This is a genomic window from Arthrobacter sp. FX8, from assembly GCF_026723805.1.
Lineage (GTDB): Bacteria > Actinomycetota > Actinomycetes > Actinomycetales > Micrococcaceae > Arthrobacter.
On record NZ_CP113505.1, the window covers coordinates 1059744 to 1075781 of the forward strand.

Annotated in this window: 9 protein-coding genes and 3 pseudogenes; 7 read left to right on the plus strand and 5 right to left on the minus strand. The window is 66.1% G+C overall.

Going from position 1 to position 16038, the window contains the following annotated elements:
- Positions 1-97: 97 nt before the first annotated feature.
- Positions 98-1480 (minus strand): dihydrolipoyl dehydrogenase, encoded by a 1383-nt coding sequence (gene lpdA / locus OUO20_RS04855; protein WP_018769672.1) that lies wholly within the window; start codon positions 1478-1480, stop codon positions 98-100.
- A gap of 268 nt (positions 1481-1748) precedes the next feature.
- The gene (locus tag OUO20_RS04860; RefSeq protein WP_268002934.1) at positions 1749-3272 is read right to left on the minus strand and encodes a leucyl aminopeptidase; all 1524 of its coding nucleotides are present in this window, start codon (positions 3270-3272) and stop codon (positions 1749-1751) included.
- Between the two features lie 256 nt (positions 3273-3528).
- Between OUO20_RS04860 and OUO20_RS04865 the strand changes: the two genes are divergently transcribed.
- From OUO20_RS04865 to OUO20_RS04880, 4 genes and pseudogenes are all read left to right on the plus strand, one after another.
- A complete protein-coding gene (locus OUO20_RS04865) occupies positions 3529-4467 on the plus strand; it encodes a proteasome assembly chaperone family protein (protein WP_018769674.1) in 939 nt (312 codons plus the stop codon).
- A gap of 51 nt (positions 4468-4518) precedes the next feature.
- Positions 4519-5864 (plus strand): annotated as a pseudogene (locus tag OUO20_RS04870) (MFS transporter).
- A gap of 107 nt (positions 5865-5971) precedes the next feature.
- Positions 5972-7222 carry a DUF4192 domain-containing protein gene (locus tag OUO20_RS04875; RefSeq protein ID WP_268002935.1) on the plus strand — a complete coding sequence of 417 codons (1251 nt, stop codon included), beginning with the start codon at positions 5972-5974 and terminating at the stop codon, positions 7220-7222.
- Positions 7223-7535: 313 nt separating this feature from the next.
- A pseudogene (locus tag OUO20_RS04880) lies at positions 7536-8851 on the plus strand (RNA polymerase sigma factor).
- 182 nt (positions 8852-9033) lie between these two features.
- Here the strand turns inward: OUO20_RS04880 and OUO20_RS04885 are convergent.
- On the minus strand, positions 9034-9255 hold the full coding sequence (locus tag OUO20_RS04885; RefSeq protein WP_018769678.1) for a DUF7455 domain-containing protein: 222 nt from the start codon (positions 9253-9255) through the stop codon (positions 9034-9036).
- 256 nt (positions 9256-9511) lie between these two features.
- Here OUO20_RS04885 and OUO20_RS04890 point away from each other — a divergent pair, with 256 nt between their 5' ends.
- Positions 9512-11620 carry a DNA gyrase/topoisomerase IV subunit B gene (locus OUO20_RS04890; RefSeq protein WP_056389822.1) on the plus strand — a complete coding sequence of 703 codons (2109 nt, stop codon included), beginning with the start codon at positions 9512-9514 and terminating at the stop codon, positions 11618-11620.
- A gap of 90 nt (positions 11621-11710) precedes the next feature.
- Here the strand turns inward: OUO20_RS04890 and OUO20_RS04895 are convergent.
- Both OUO20_RS04895 and OUO20_RS04900 read right to left on the minus strand, forming a co-directional pair.
- Positions 11711-12702: pseudogene (locus OUO20_RS04895) on the minus strand (M56 family metallopeptidase).
- 6 nt (positions 12703-12708) lie between these two features.
- Positions 12709-13092 (minus strand): BlaI/MecI/CopY family transcriptional regulator, encoded by a 384-nt coding sequence (locus tag OUO20_RS04900; RefSeq protein WP_018769682.1) that lies wholly within the window; start codon positions 13090-13092, stop codon positions 12709-12711.
- A 263-nt stretch (positions 13093-13355) separates the two neighbouring features.
- Here OUO20_RS04900 and OUO20_RS04905 point away from each other — a divergent pair, with 263 nt between their 5' ends.
- Both OUO20_RS04905 and cydB read left to right on the plus strand, forming a co-directional pair.
- Entirely contained in the window at positions 13356-14960 is a 1605-nt protein-coding gene (locus OUO20_RS04905) for a cytochrome ubiquinol oxidase subunit I (protein ID WP_144599621.1), read from the plus strand.
- Positions 14961-14987: 27 nt separating this feature from the next.
- Entirely contained in the window at positions 14988-16037 is a 1050-nt protein-coding gene (gene cydB, locus OUO20_RS04910; RefSeq protein WP_144599623.1) for a cytochrome d ubiquinol oxidase subunit II, read from the plus strand.
- Position 16038: the final 1 nt, after the last annotated feature.

A 16038-nucleotide genomic window follows, 5' to 3' on the forward strand; every position in this document is an offset into this window, starting at 1 on the left:
TATTGATCTTTAGTGCGAATGATTGCTGCCTTGTTGGAAGCCTAGTGCACCCGGTCTGGACGACCGGGTGCACCGGGCCTGGTAATGCTGCGGAAAACTAGCCGTGCAGCGGCTTGCCGGCCAGTGCCAGGTGCGCTTCGCCGAGGGCTTCGTTCTGGGTGGGGTGGGCGTGCACCAGCTGGGCCACGTCCTCCGGGTAGGCTTCCCAGTTCACGATCAGCTGGGCCTCGCCAACCTGCTCGCCCATGCGTGCGCCGATCATGTGGACGCCCACCACGGGGCCGTCCTTCTGGCGGACCAGCTTGACCAGGCCGGAGGTACCCAGGATGGAGCTCTTGCCGTTGCCGGCCAGGTTGTATTCCTGGGTCTGCACCTGGTCTTCGCCGAACTTTTCCTTGGCAGCCTTTTCGGTGTAACCAACGGTGGCGATTTCGGGGTCGGAGTAGGTGACCTTGGGGATGTTGATGTCCTCGACCACCACGGGCTTCAGGCCGGCAATTTCCTCGGCCACAAAAATGCCCTGCTGGTAGCCGCGGTGGGCCAGCTGCACGCCGGGGACGATGTCGCCTACGGCGTAGATGTTGCCGACGCCGGTGTGCAGGCGCTCGTTGGTGATGACGAAGCCGCGGTCGATGGTGACGCCGGCTTCCTCGTAGCCCAGGTTGGCGGTGACGGGGCCGCGGCCGACGGCGACCAGCAGCAGGTCGGCTTCGAAGGTCTTGCCGTCCACCAGGGTGACCTTGACGCCGTCGTCATTCTGCTCAACGCCCTGGAAGAAGACGCCGGTGGAGAACTTGATGCCGCGCTTCTTGAAGGCGCGCTCGAAGTTCTTGACGATCGTTGCGTCCTCGTTGGGAACGAGTGAGGGCAGGCCTTCGACGATGGTGACGTCCACGCCGAACGACTTCCAGACCGAGGCGAACTCGACGCCGATGACGCCGCCGCCCAGGATGATGGCGCTCTTGGGGATGAAGTCCATGGTCAAGGCCTGGTCGGAGGTGATGACCTTGCCGCCGATTTCCAGGCCGGGAAGGGTGCGCGAGTAGGAACCGGTGGCCAGGACGATGTTCTTGCCCTTGTACGCGGTGCCGTTCACCACGACGGTGTCGGTGCCCTGCAGCTTGCCTTCACCCTCGATGACGGTGATGCCCTTGGACTTGATGAGTCCCTGCAGTCCCTTGAACTTGCCGGCGATGATGCCGTCCTTGTACGCGTTGACGGCGTTGATGTCGATGCCGTCCAGGGTGACGTTCACGCCGTACTTGGCGGAGTCACGGGCGTGGTCGGCCAGCTCTGCGGAGTGCAGCAGGGCCTTGGTGGGAATGCAGCCGTTGTGGAGGCAGGTGCCGCCCAGCTTGCCCTTCTCCACGAGGCCGACGGTGAGGCCGAGCTGTACCGCACGCAGCGCCGCAGCGTATCCGCCGCTGCCGCCACCGAGTACCAGGATGTCGAATTCTTGCGCAGTTGCCTGATCGGCCACTAAAACGCTCCCTCGCGTGAACGATGACGCGTTCTGCGCGCATCATCTGGTCTTGGAACTTGCACTGCCGTGATTATGTCAGCAGGGCAACTCTCTTGCATTTGTGACTACCGTGGTTCACCTTAGCGAACCACCTATCCATGCTCCACCTTGGCGCTGCGTTTGTGGAGCGCTTGTGTCCAGTGTCACGCGGCCCTGTGGCACAGCAATCACTGCACCGCAGGGCCGCGCGGCACGGGGCCTGGAGCCCGTGACCCAGGCAGTTTGCTCAGGCCGCGGCCAGGATGTCCTCCACGTAGGCAACCAGGGTACGGACAGTGCATCCGGTGCCCTGCTTGTGGGTGTAGCCGTAGGGGCTGCCGTTATTAAAGGACGGCCCCGCAATATCGATGTGCGCCCAGGGGATCTGTTCGCCCGCTTTGTCCTTACCCACGAATTCGCGAAGGAACACAGCAGCGGTCATCATGCCGCCGTGGCGTTCGCCAATGTTGGCCAGGTCCGCCACCTGGGAATCCAGGCTGGGGCGCAGCTCCTCCGGCAGGGGCATGGGCCAGACCAGTTCGCCGGCACGGTCGGCCGCCGCCTTGAGGGCGCCCGTGACGCTTTCCGAGCCCATGACACCGGCAGTGCGGTTGCCGAGGGCGATGAGCTGCGCGCCGGTCAGCGTGGCCACGTCGATGATGGCGTCCGGGTATTCGCGGCTGGCTGCAACGATGCCGTCCGCCATGACCAGGCGGCCTTCGGCGTCGGTGTTGAGGACTTCAACCGTCTTGCCGCCGAACATGGTCAGCACATCGGCCGGGCGCGACGCGCCGCCGCCCGGCATGTTCTCCGCGATGCACAGCCAGGCGGTCGCCTTCACGGGCAGGCCCAGGCCGGCAAGGGCCAAAACAGTATTAAGTACGACGGCGGCGCCCGCCATGTCGCTCTTCATGTCGCCCATGTTCAGGGCCGGCTTGAGGGAGATGCCGCCGGTGTCGAACGTGATCCCCTTGCCGACCAGCGCAACCTTGGCGGTGGCCTTGGCGGGGGAGTACTCCACCTTAACCAGCCGCGGCTGGCGGGTGGAGCCCTTGCCCACGCCCATGATGCCGCCGAAGCCTTCCTTTTCAAGCCGCTTCTCGTCCCAGACGGTGACCTTGACGGGGAGGCCCTTGGCAAGGTCCTTGGCGGCCTCGGCGAAGGACTCCGGGTAAAGGTGGCTCGGCGGCGTGTTGACCAGTGAGCGGGTCGCGTTGACGGCCTTGGCCACCAGTCCTGCCCGCTTCAGTGCGGCGCCCAGGTCCGTGCTGCCTGCCAGTTCCGTGAAGATGACGGCATTGCGGACGGGCTCCTTGAGCCCGTCCGTGGAAGACCGGAACTCGGTGAAGGCGTAGGCGCCCAGCGCGGCACCCTCGGCGACGGCCGAGACATCCTGCACCGTCGCCGTCGGGAACGCCAGGGTTACGGTGGCGAGGCCGGCCAGCTGCCGGACCGCGGATCCCGCTGCCCGGCGGAGTGCCTCACCGGTGAGCGGTGTGCCTTCCGGCACCTTTCCCACTCCGGCGAGGACCAGGATGCCGGCGCCGGTTTCGGGCAGTCCCGGGAGGCGGACCAGCTGGTCCGCCGCGCCGGTAACTCCGAGTGCCTTGAGGGAGTCAGCCAGGGCCTCCGCGGACTTCGCCGTCAGCGGGTTGTCCAGCAGGACGGGCCCGTCGCTTCCCTGCCCTACCCCGATCACCACGGCATCGCTGGGGTTCCTCTTAAGGTCCCGCGAGACGGTACTAAGGTTGACTTCAGTATTCTTGACCACAGGGATGAGTCCTCAATTCTCGAAACGATCGGGCAGGGATGCATGTTGGGCGCTCTGCCATGGTGGCCCGGATCCGGCCGTTCTGGACGGTGCCCGGGTGGTTGCAAGCCCGCCTGGCAGGCCAGTTCCGATCGTAGCCGTTCCCCTGCGGAGCGACAGAATTTCCTGAGATGTGCGCCACACCGCGGCCCGGAATGCCGGGTGCCCCTGCGGCGTTATGAATGATGTCCACCCGTACCCCTGAAAGGAACACGCCGTGCTTGAACGGATTTCCGGCTCCCTGCTGGACCCCGACGCGCTCTATGCCAGCAACATCGAGCTGTTCCACAGCCCGGAGCTGCAGGGGCTGAACCTGGTCATGGGTTTCACCGGGTTCGCCGACGCCGGCCATGTGGTGAAGCAGATCAACGCCGAACTGCTGGACACCCTCGACGCCCAGCCCGTGGCGGTCTTCGATGCGGACCAGTTGATTGACTACAGGTCCCGCCGGCCGCACCTGAGTTTCGTGGAAGACCACATCCAGGACTACCAGGAGCCCCGGCTGGCCCTCTACCGGCTGGTGGACGGGCTGGGGAAGCCATTCCTCCTCCTGGCCGGCTTCGAACCTGACCTGCAATGGGAACGGTTTGCCCGTGCCGTGGTGAATATCGTGGAAAAGCTGGACGTCAACCTGGTCACATGGATCCACTCCATCCCCATGCCCGTGCCGCACACCCGGCCCGTGGGCGTGACGGTACACGGGAACCGGCCTGAGCTGATCGAGGGCATCTCCGTGTGGAAGCCCACCGTTGAAGTTCCCGCCGCTGTTGGCCACATCCTGGAGCTGCGCCTCGTGGAGGCGGGCCGCAATGTTGCCGGCTACGTCATCCACGTCCCGCACTACCTCGCCGAGGCCGAGTACCCCACCGCCGCCGTCGCCGGCCTGGAATACCTTGGCGCCGCAACGTCCCTGATGCTGCCCACCGACCGGCTCCGTGAGTCCGGGCGCGAGGTCAGCCGGCAGATTGCCCAGCAGATCGAGGCGTCCGAGGAGGTCCAGCAGGTGGTCTCCCGCCTCGAGACACGCTACGACGAGAAGGCCGACGGCATCGTCCGCCGGTCGCTCCTGGCCAACGAGAACGACGAGCTTCCCGACGCCGACGACCTGGGTGCCGCCGTGGAGGCCTACCTGGCCAGGGAGAACCCGGGGCAGTAGCGGGACGTCACGGCTTCCGGGCTGCGGGCGCGCGCCGGGCATAATGAACTGGTGACTGCTCCCCGCGCCTGGCTTATCTGGACAATTGGAATTTTCGGGTACCTGGTGGCCGTGGCGCAGCGGACCTCCTTCGGCGTGGTGGGGCTCGAGGCCACGGAGCGGTTCCACGCCACGGCGTCCGCCATCTCCTTCTTCACCGTCCTGCAGCTGCTGGTGTACGCCGGGCTCCAGATCCCGGTGGGCCTGCTGGTGGACAGGTTCGGCTCCCGTGCCATGATCGCAGGCGGCGCTGTCCTGATGGGACTCGGACAGGTGCAGCTGGCCTTCGCCGAAAGCATCCCCGGGGAGTCCTTGGCCGTGTCCTGGTGGGCGCCGGCGACGCCATGACCTTTATCTCGGTGATCAGGCTCATCCCGCTGTGGTTCGCCCCCGCCCGCGTCCCCCTGGTCACGCAGTTGACCGGCATGTCCGGCCAGTTGGGTCAGCTGTTCAGTGTCCTGCCCTTCGCGCTGGTCCTGCACCTGTCCGGCTGGACCCCCGCTTTCCTGATGCTGGCAGGAATGTCCGCACTCGCCGTCGTGCTGGTACTCCTGCTCCTGCAGGATGTCCCACCGGGGACCGAACGGCCGCACGCCCGGCAGGGGCTCAAGGCCACCGGCGCCTCACTGGCCCGTGCCTGGAGCCAGCCCGGAACCCGGCTGGGAATGTGGAGCCACTTCACCATCCAGTTCAGTGGCACTGTCTTTGCCATGACGTGGGGCTACCCGTTCCTGATCTCGGGCCAGGGCCTGGACGCAGCCACCGTCGCAGCGCTGATGGCCCTGTACGTTGCCGCAGCCATGGCAGTGGGCCCGTTCATCGGGCGCTTCGTTTCGCGCCATCCACTGCGCCGTTCCACCATGGTGCTGCTGATCGCCGGCGCCACCGCCACGGCATGGGCCGCGGTGCTGCTGCTGCCCGGGCGCGCTCCGCTGTGGCTGCTGGCAGGCCTGGTGGTGGTGCTCGCAATCGGCGGCCCCGGTTCCATGATCGGCTTCGACTTCGCGCGGACCTTCAACCCCGCGCACCGGATTGGCACTGCCACCGGCATTGTCAACGTTGGTGGCTTCATCGCTGCCCTGGTCTCCATCTTCCTGATTGGCCTTGTGCTCGACGTCCTGAACGCCACCGGCTTTTCACAGGGGGTGCTCTACGGCCTGGCACCCTTCCGGCTGGCTTTGAGCGTCCAGTTCCTGCTCCTGGGCATCGGTGCCGCAGCCATCCTGGCCTCCCGCCGGAAGGTCCGCCGGCAAATGGCCGCCCAGGGCATCGTGGTTCCGCCACTGCGCAGCGCCATCGCCCGGCAGCGCCGTGAAAGCCTGGCCCGCCGCCGCCAGCCGACGCCCACGGACGACTGAGCCACTCCCGTTCGCGGGTTCCCCGCACTCTTCCTCCACGGTCCCGGTTACCCACATAGCCGGACTGGCCACTGCCCGCGCCCCCGCCGGCGGCGAATGCTGGAGCTATGACAGGTTCAGAACGATTAATAGTGCGCGGCCCGGAAGACATCCTTGGCTTCATTCCGCATTCGCTCGGGTACTGGCCAGCTGCCAGCCTGGTGGCCATGACGCTGCACGGCACCACGCTCGGAGCCACACTCCGGCTTGACCTTCCGGGCCCGGCGAACCAGGCCGACCCCGCCGCGTTTGGCCGTGCCGTCCGGCGCTACCTTGAATCAGACCAGGACGCTGACGGCTCTTTGCTGGCTGTCTTCACCAGCGACGCCGGAATGGGACCGCCATCCGCCTACGACCTCCTGGTCGACACGGTGCGACGTGCCCTGGACCAGGCCGGGATGCCTGTCCGCGATGCCTGGTTGGTGGGCGATGAGTACTGGCGGGACGCCCTGTGCAGCGACGCCTCCTGCTGCCCGCTTCCGGGACGTCCCGTGCAGGAGATCAGGGACAGCATGCTGAATACGGAGATGGTGTACCGGGGCAGCAGCATTGGACCCGCGCCACGAGCGGGGAGCCAGCCGGAAGCCCCGGTCCCCGCCATGCACCTGGCGGCCGTCCTTGAGGCACAGGCCGGCTGGGAGGACGAGCTCGGCGGGCAGTCCCGCAGCAGGGCACAGTTCAACGCGGTGCTTGACTTCTGGGAGTTGCTGCTGGAGCGGAGCCATGACGGGCAGTGGATTCCGGACGTTGAACGGGACGCCTTCCTGCGCGCCACGCTGCTCGTTCCCACCTGGCGCGACGCCCTGCTCGTGATGGCTGCGGCGGGACGGGCCGCCGCGGAGGCAGGCGCAGAACAGTTCGGCGTCCTTTCCGAGGACGGGGGCGACGTTTCCGCAGTGGCGCTGCCGTTGCTGCCTCCGCCGGGATTCGCCGGCCGGCAGCAGCGCCGGGCGGGCGGTGCCGCTTCCGGCGCTGTTCCTGCCGGCTATGGCGAGGTCCTCATGGGCCTGGCGCCGGCCGCGCCGGACTGGGCCGGACTGGACGCGCTGGACCGGATTCTGGGGCACCTGGCAGTGTTGGGCGGACACCCGGCCGCAGCAGCGCTCACGCTCCGAGGATGGGTGGCCTGGTCCCGGGGACGCGGCTCCTACGCGGCTGCCCACTTGGGCCGGGCGCTTGAGCTTGAACCGGAGTGCCGGCTTGCCGAGCTCCTGCTGGATATCGTGGGCAGGGGGACGCTTTGTGGCTGGGCCGCCCGGAAGGAGGCGGCCTGGCAAAAGTTCCCGAAGGATCCTGCTGGGGAGAAGGAGAAGCTGTGAGCCGGACCCGAGCGTCGTGAAGCCGGCCGGACATGCCCCGGCCGGGCCGGGCCCGCCGGGGCAGCCGTAACGGATGGCGGCAGGGGAGGTTGGATCCGGGCAAATCGTGAGACAATGGATGCCGAGACCCGGTTGGGTCCGTGTATCGAGTGCTTGTAAGCGTCCCCGCAAGGGAACATTACAGCCACTCCGGGAGTTGTCTTAAGTGACTCTGCCGGCCGTGGTGGTGCTTGGTTTCCACCACGGACTTGACAGGGTCATAGTGGTGTTGCCCGTATGGTGATTCCACAGACCACCGCTAGAAAGGTTTTCTGTGACCCCGTCTTCCACGAAGAAGGATTCCGCCGCCCAGGATGTCTTGTCCCCTGAGGAGAAGCAGGCCGCGACCAATGCCAAGCGGGCAGCTACGCGGGCAGCCAACAAGGCTTCGGCCGGCGAGGCTGCAGGCGACAGCAAGCGCGAGCCCAAGAAGCGTGGGCCCAAGCCCGGCGCCAAGGCCGCAGCCGAGGCTGCGGGAAAGTCCGCCGCCGGTGACGTTGACCCGGACGAGGTCGAAGACGTCGAGGAAGACCTCGACGACATCGTCCTCGAAGGTCCGGACGCAGCAGAGGACGTCGACGCCGACCCCGTCAAGGGTGCCGCCGGCAGCGGCAAGGGCTTCGTCTACTCCGATGCAGACGACGACGACGCGCCCGTGCAGCAGGTTATGTCTGCCGGCGCCACGGCCGACCCCGTCAAGGACTACCTGAAGCAGATCGGTAAGGTGGCGCTGCTCAATGCGGAGCAGGAAGTCGACCTTGCGCTGCGGATCGAGGCCGGGCTGTTCGCCGAGGAAAAGATCGCCGCGGACGACGGCTCCATGGATCCGAAGTACAAGCGTGAACTCGAATTCATCATCCACGACGGCAAGCGCGCCAAGAACCACCTGCTGGAAGCCAACCTCCGCCTGGTGGTCTCGCTGGCCAAGCGCTACACCGGCCGCGGCATGCTGTTCCTGGACCTGATCCAGGAAGGCAACCTTGGCCTGATCCGCGCCGTGGAGAAGTTCGATTACACCAAGGGCTTCAAGTTCTCCACCTACGCCACCTGGTGGATCCGCCAGGCCATCACCCGCGCCATGGCCGACCAGGCCCGCACCATCCGTATCCCGGTGCACATGGTCGAGGTCATCAACAAGCTGGCACGTGTACAGCGCCAGATGCTGCAGGACCTGGGCCGCGAACCCACGCCCGAAGAACTGGCACTGGAACTGGACATGACGCCGGAAAAGGTGGTCGAGGTCCAGAAATACGGCCGCGAGCCGATTTCGCTGCACACCCCCTGGGTGAGGACGGTGATTCCGAATTCGGCGACCTGATCGAGGACTCGGAAGCCGTTGTTCCGGCTGACGCCGTGAGCTTCACCCTCCTGCAGGAACAGCTGCACTCCGTCCTGGACACCCTTTCCGAACGCGAGGCCGGCGTGGTTGCCATGCGCTTTGGCCTGACTGACGGACAGCCGAAGACTTTAGACGAAATCGGAAAGGTCTACGGCGTCACCCGCGAGCGGATCCGCCAGATCGAGTCGAAGACCATGTCCAAGCTCCGGCACCCCTCCCGGTCGCAGGTGCTGCGGGACTACCTGGACTAACCTCTTCCGCACGACAAAACAGGGGCCGTTCGGGAACCCACTGCACGGTGGGTTCCGGAACGGCCCCTGTTTGTTTATGAGCGCCCTCCGTGCGGCTAAAGGCCTGCGGGGCCCGTTAGACGCCTGCGGGGCCTTTCCGTAGTGGAAAGGCCCCGCAGGGTTCGTTGTTACCGATGCCTCATCTAGTCGATTTCCACGGCAGCTTTCTCGTGAAGCTTTCCCGTCTCGTCGTGCCAGCCGGAGCTCAACGGCTTGAGCGTCGCCTCCACTGCACGGGCGTGGTGGCCGCAGAACAACAGCTCACCGCCGGAGGACTCGAGTACAACCCGGACATATGCCTGAGCTCCGCAACGGTCGCACCGGTCGAGTGCGTTTAGTGTGCGGTCTGCCACTGCTGTTGTCATGTCGGCCTCCTTAGTAGATCAGTACATCTATATAACCAGTATTCGTATCCGATCCATCGCAAGGATGGGGCAAGTTCGCTGTCCGCGTATCCGCAAGGTTAGGTCAAGAATTGCCCAGTTCCGCGGATCACGGAGGCTGGTGGCGCGGCGCACAAGGCGCTGCGGGTGTGGCAGACGGCTGTCGCCGCTGCCGCCGACTACCCTAGAAGGTGCGGTCCCAGCGCCGCTTCCACGTCCCTGAAGGAGTTCATCACCAGTGGCACCAAGCTCTGAGTACACCGCCCGGCACCTTTCCGTACTGGAGGGCCTCGAAGCCGTCCGCAAGCGTCCGGGCATGTACATCGGCTCAACGGACTCGCGCGGCCTCATGCACTGCCTCTGGGAGATCATCGACAACTCCGTGGATGAGGCGCTTGCCGGGTTCGGCCACGACATCCGCATCATCCTCCACGCGGACAACTCCGTGGAGATCCACGACGACGGCCGCGGCATCCCCATCGACAAGGAACCCAAGACGGGGCTCACCGGTGTCGAAGTGGTGTTCACCAAGCTGCACGCCGGCGGCAAGTTCGGCGGCGGCTCCTATACCGCCTCCGGCGGCCTGCACGGCGTTGGAGCGTCAGTGGTCAACGCCCTCTCGTCGCGCCTGGACGTCGAGGTGGACCGCGGCGGCAAGACCTACCGGATGTCCTTCCGGCGCGGCGAGCCCGGACGCTTCAAGGACACCGGGTCCCGCCCGGACCCCGCAGCGCCGTTCACTCCGTTCGTCGATGACTCGGTACTGGACATTGTGGGCAAGGCCAAGCGCGGAGTCACCGGGACCCGGATCCGCTACTGGGCGGACCGGCAGATCTTTACCCCGGATGCCAAGTTCTCCTACGAGGACCTTGCTGCCCGCGCACGCCAGACCTCCTTCCTGGTGCCCGGCCTCAAGCTCACCGTGCGGGATGAGCGCAAGCTCCCCGGAACCCCGGGGGAAGCCGGCCCGCACGAGGAGGTCTTCCACCACGACGGCGGCATCTCCGAATTCGCCGAGTTCCTGGCCGCGGACCCGGCCGTGACCGACGTGTGGCGGCTGCATGGATCCGGGAAGTTCAAGGAGACCGTCCCGGTCCTTGACGAACGGGGGCACAGCCAGCTGGCCGAGGTCGAACGTGACTGTGAAGTGGACGTTGCACTGCGCTGGGGCATCGGCTACGACAGCACCGTGCGAAGCTTCGTCAACATCATCGCCACCCCCAAGGGCGGCACGCACCAGTCAGGGTTTGAGCAGGCGCTGGTCAAGACTTTCCGGAAAGCCGTGGAAACCAATGCCCGCAAACTCAAGGCCGGCAACGACAAGATCGAAAAGGACGACATCTTCGCCGGCTTGACCGCGGTCCTGACCGTACGGCTCGCCGAACCACAGTTCGAGGGCCAAACCAAGGAGATCCTGGGCACCAGCGCCGTGCGCGCCATCGTGGCCCGGGTGGTGGAGCGGGAGATCTCCGCCAAACTGTCCTCCAGCAACCGGAACGACAAGGCCCAGTCGGCCCTGCTGCTGGAAAAAATCGTCAACGAGATGAAGTCCCGCATCTCGGCCCGCGTGCACAAGGAGACCCAACGGCGCAAGAACGCGCTGGAAACGTCCTCGATGCCCACCAAGCTCGCTGACTGCCGGACGGACGACGTCGAACGTTCCGAACTGTTCATCGTGGAAGGCGACTCCGCGCTGGGCACCGCCAAGCTGGCCCGGTCCTCCGACTTCCAGGCCCTGCTGCCCATCCGCGGCAAGATCCTCAACGTGCAGAAGGCATCGGTGGGGGACATGCTCTCCAATGCCGAATGTGCAGCGCTCATCCAGGTGGTGGGCGCGGGGTCCGGCCGCAGCTTCGACATCAATGCCGCCCGGTACGGCAAGGTGATCCTCATGACTGACGCCGACGTTGACGGCGCCCACATCCGGACCCTGCTGCTGACCCTGTTCTTCCGCTACATGCGGCCCATGATCGTGGAGGGAAGGGTGTTTGCCGCGGTTCCGCCGCTGCACCGGGTGGAGGTCATCAACGCCGGCCAGAAGGCCAACGAGATGATCTACACCTACTCCGAGGCCGAACTGCACGTCCTGCTGGCCCGCCTGGCCAAGGAGGGCAAGCGGTACAAGGAGCCGATCCAGCGGTACAAGGGCCTTGGGGAGATGGACGCCGAGCAGCTGGCGGAGACCACTATGGACCCGCGGCACCGCACCCTGCGCAAGGTGGGGATCGAAAACGCGCAGCAGGCAGAGGAGATCTTCGACCTGCTGATGGGCTCCGACGTCTCCCCGCGCAAGGACTTCATCATCGCCGGCGCGTCCAGCCTGGACCGGGAGCGCATCGACGCCTGACCGGGCGCAGGGTCGCCGGGCGCTGGGATGGGTTCGGCGATCCCGGGGCTTTGACAAGCCCACCCGCCGGGTTGAAGCGCGACGGCGGCGTCAGCCCAGCAGCCCCGGAACCACCAGCAGTGCCGTGGGCAGCGCCAGCAGCAGGACGGACCCGGCCAACACGGCGCTGCGGACGGCCGCAGGAAGCTGGGGCTGGGGGGTCAGGAGGCGGCTGACCCGGGAGGCCGCGGTCCTGACCGCGTCCGAGCCCGGTCCGCCCGACGCCGACTCCAGCCCGGACAGGGCCAACGAGGGCGAGGACGGGCGGATGTCGCCGGCGCCCGCGTTTCCGGTCGACCCGCTGGCAACGATGGCTATCGCCTTGATGAGGGTGGCCTTGCTCTCCGTCCGCAGTGCGACGTCGTCGGCCAGCATCTCGATCAGGGAGTTGACCGATTCCTGTGCAAGCCGGGTGGTGGGCAGCCACGGGAGGGCCTGCCGCCAGGCGGCAAAGGCCCAGAGCAGCAGGTGGTGCCGCTGGCTGAGGTGCGCGTTCTCGTGAATCAGGACGGCCCGCAGCTCGTCCGGTTCGAGGGCGGCCATTAGGCCGTCCGACAGCACGGTCACGGAGCGGGCGCCCCCGGGAGGCAGTACGCGACGGGGGAGTCGTGGCTGATCACCAGCGTCCCGGCATCCTGGGCCGATGGGGAGGCCAACAGTGCGAGCAGTTCACGGTGCCGGCGCCGCTGCCGCTGGATCTTGTAGTACGTCAGCAGCAGCGTGAACACCAGGTGGGCCGTCAGCAGGGCAGCAGTGGACAGTGCGAAGATATGCCAAAAGCCCAACGCCGTGGTGGGGGCATTGAACAGCACCATTCCCGCCAGCGCGCGAAGCCCTGCGATGAGGTTGTCACCGATTGGTTCCAGGCCATAGACCAGCATGGCGCCGATCATGGAGAGTCCACCCGCGAGCGCGATCGCCTGCCACAGCAGCATGGCCGTGAACGGCGACCTTGCCGGCCATTGGGCCCGTGACAGGAGAATTGGCACCGGCCAGGCCAGGATTATCGCCAGGACCGCCAGCAGGTATGAGGCCCAGAACATGGTGTGCTAGAGGTGGCCCAGCAGTTTACGCAGCGTCTCGGCTTCACCTTCGGAAACGGACCCGATGAAGCGGGCCAGGACGGCCTCGCGGTCCGGGGCTGATCCGAGGACCTCATGCATGAGTTCGGCGGTGTGGTCCGCGCGGCTGGACACGGCCTGGTACCGGTGCGGGCGGGTTCCGCGTTCGCGTTCCACCAGCCCCTTCTTTTCCAGGCGGGAGAGTACGGTGAGCACCGTGGTGACGGCCAGTTCCTTGCCTTCGTGGCCCGGTCCGCCCTGCGCCGCGGACGTGCGCGCCAGCTGATCCCTCAGGGTATTGGCCGTAGCCGCTTCCTGGCCCGCCCAGAGCAGGTCCATGACTGCCCGTTCCAGTTCACCAAGACTAGCCATTTCACTTTTCCTTTTGTTTCCCCGCACCGCGCATTCTAAGGCGCCCGGTGACGTCGCGCGGTTGTTCAACTACATAACCAAATCTACCCCGAAAACCGCCCGGGTTCTACATCGGGTAGAACATGTGGCGCGCCGGCCCCTGCCGCGCCATGCTAGGGGAGGGCGATTGGTTTTCGCCCGCCACTGCCAATGTTCTACACTTTGTAGAAGTTACAGTTCTACAAAGCGTAGAAAACTACATTGGCTAAACAGTAGGGACTGCCATGGACGCCTTGGAAATCGCACGCTGGCAATTCGGCATCACCACCGTCTACCACTTCATGATGGTGCCGCTGACCATTGGCCTGGGCCTGGTGGTGGCCGTCATCCAGACCGCCTGGTACCGCACCGGCAAACCCGAGTACCTGCGCATGACCAAGTTCTGGGGAAAGCTGTTCCTCATCAACTTCATCATGGGCGTGGCCACCGGAATCGTGCAGGAATTCCAGTTCGGCATGGCCTGGAGCGAGTACAGCCGGTTCGTGGGTGACGTCTTCGGAGCCCCGCTGGCCCTCGAGGCCCTCCTTGCCTTCTTCGTCGAGTCCACCTTCCTGGGACTGTGGATCTTTGGCTGGAAGCAGCTAAAGCCCGCCATCCACCTTGCCTGCCTCTGGGTGGCCGTTATTGGATCGGCCCTCTCCGCCTACTTCATCATCGTGGCCAACAGCTGGATGCAGCACCCAGTAGGGGTGGAAATGATCAACGGCCGGCCCGTCATGACCGACGCGTGGGCCGTCTTCACCAACAACACCGCGCTCGTGGCCGTCCCGCACACCCTGTTCGGCGCCCTGGCCGTGGCCGGCGGCTTCCTCCTGGGCATCGCCTGGTACCACCTGTGGCGGAGGCGGCACGACGGCGTTGACACGGTGGGTGCCGACGGCAAGGTCATCCCCGGTGAAGACGTCCGCATCCCCGGCCGTGACCGTACAGACCACAGCGTATGGATCCGGTCCTTGCGGATCGGCGCCGTGGTGGCCATGATCTCCTTCGCCGGCACCGCGGTCACCGGCGACCTGCAGGGCAAGCTGATGTTCCAGCAGCAGCCCATGAAGATGGCCGCCGCGGAGGCGGCCTGCCACGACGGCACCGGTTTCTCCGTCCTGAGCGTCGGAAACGTGGGGTCCAGGAACTGCGACGACGTCGTGGCCGTCATCGAGGTTCCGGGCATCCTGTCCTTCCTTGCCAAGGGCGACTTCACCACCGAGGTCAAGGGCGTCAACAGCCTGCTGCCCGAGTACAAGGCCAACTACGGGACCAACCTGCCGGACAACCCCATCTACGGTGAGCGGGCCGGCCAGGAAATCGAATACGTGCCCGTCATGGAAGTCACCTACTGGGGATTCCGGATGATGATCGGATTTGGCGGACTCGCCGCCCTGGCAGCATTTGTGGCGCTGTGGCTCACCCGCAAGGGGACCGTGCCGGAGTCGCACTGGATGATGCGGCTGGCAGTCTTTGGCATCCTGGCCCCCTTCGGCGCCAATGCCGCCGGCTGGATCTTCACCGAGATGGGCCGCCAGCCGTTCGTCGTGGCGCCCAACCCGGATCCCAGCGGCATCGACCAGGTGTTCATGTTTACCGCCGCCGCCGTATCGCCGGGTGTCTCCGCAGGGGAACTGATCGCCTCGCTGGTGGCCCTGACGGCCGTCTACGCAGTCCTGCTGGTGGTGGAGGTGAAGCTGCTGGTCAAGTACATCCGCGGCGGCGTGGTCTCCGCAATGCCCGAACTGGTCCACGCGCCGGTGGACGAGAACGAGGACGCCACCCCGGGACCCGGCGGCCCCGGGGACGCGAAACACGCAGACGACGTCCTGGCCTTCGCCTACTAGCCCGAAACCAAGCAGAGGAAACAAACAATGGAACTGCTTCCCACCATGTGGTTCATCGCCATCGCGGTGCTGTGGACCGGATACCTCTTCCTGGAGGGCTTCGACCTGGGCGTGGGGATGCTGATGAAGCTCTTCGCCCGCGACAATACCGAGCGCAGGGTGCTGCTGAACACCATCGGACCTGTCTGGGACGGCAATGAGGTGTGGCTGCTGACCGCCGGCGGCGCCACCTTCGCAGCCTTCCCGCTCTGGTACGCGTCGCTGTTCTCCGCGCTCTATCTCCCGCTGCTGGTCGTCCTCCTGGCACTGATCTTCCGGGCGGTGGCGTTCGAATACCGCGGCAAGGTGGACACGGACAGCTGGCGGAACCGGTGGGACTGGGCCATCGCGCTGGGTTCCTTTTTCGCCGCCTTCGGCGTGGGGGCTGCCCTGGCCCTCACTACAACCGGCCTTCCGTTGAACGCCAACGGCGACCGCGAAGGTGGGCCCATGGCCTGGTTCAGCGGATACGCCCTGCTGGGCGGTATCGCCGTGGTGGGGTTCGCGCTGCTCCACGCGCTGGCATTCCTTGCCCTCAAGACCGACGGGGAGGTGCGGCACCGCGCCCGCCAGTGGTTCGTGCGGCTCCTGCCGGTCCTGCTCCTGCCCATCGCGGCGTGGGCCCTCGCCATCCAGTTCATGGACGGCAAACCGTGGACCTGGGCCGCCGTCGTCCTGGCAGTTGCTGCCGCCGTCACTGCCTGGCTGCTGGCCCGGAAAGGCTCCGAAGGCCGGTCGTTCCTGGCCCTGGGCGCCTTCCTCGTTCTGGGGACGGCTTCCATCTTCGGGGCCGTGTTCCCGGTGGTGCTGCCCTCCACGCTGGACAGCGCGTTTGACCTCACCATCTCCAACGCCTCTTCCTCCGACTACACCCTGGGTCTGATGAGCATTGTGGCAGCCTTTGGCCTTCCCCTGGTGATCGCCTACCAGGCCTGGACCTACTGGGTCTTCCGCCGCCGCGTCAGCGCAGCCCACATCCCCGAAGCCCACAGCTTCCTCCCGGCGGTGGCCGCCAGGGCGTTCACCACCAAGGGCTGAC

Bases quoted from the DNA above. Each gene is read 5' to 3' on its own strand.
- OUO20_RS04875 (WP_268002935.1), top strand. From the start codon at position 5,972: ATGACAGGTTCAGAACGATTAATAGTGCGCGGCCCGGAAGACATCCTT.
- OUO20_RS04885 (WP_018769678.1), bottom strand. From the start codon at position 9,255: ATGACAACAGCAGTGGCAGACCGCACACTAAACGCACTCGACCGGTGC.
- OUO20_RS04900 (WP_018769682.1), bottom strand. From the start codon at position 13,092: ATGGCTAGTCTTGGTGAACTGGAACGGGCAGTCATGGACCTGCTCTGG.
- OUO20_RS04905 (WP_144599621.1), top strand. From the start codon at position 13,356: ATGGACGCCTTGGAAATCGCACGCTGGCAATTCGGCATCACCACCGTC.
- cydB (WP_144599623.1), top strand. From the start codon at position 14,988: ATGGAACTGCTTCCCACCATGTGGTTCATCGCCATCGCGGTGCTGTGG.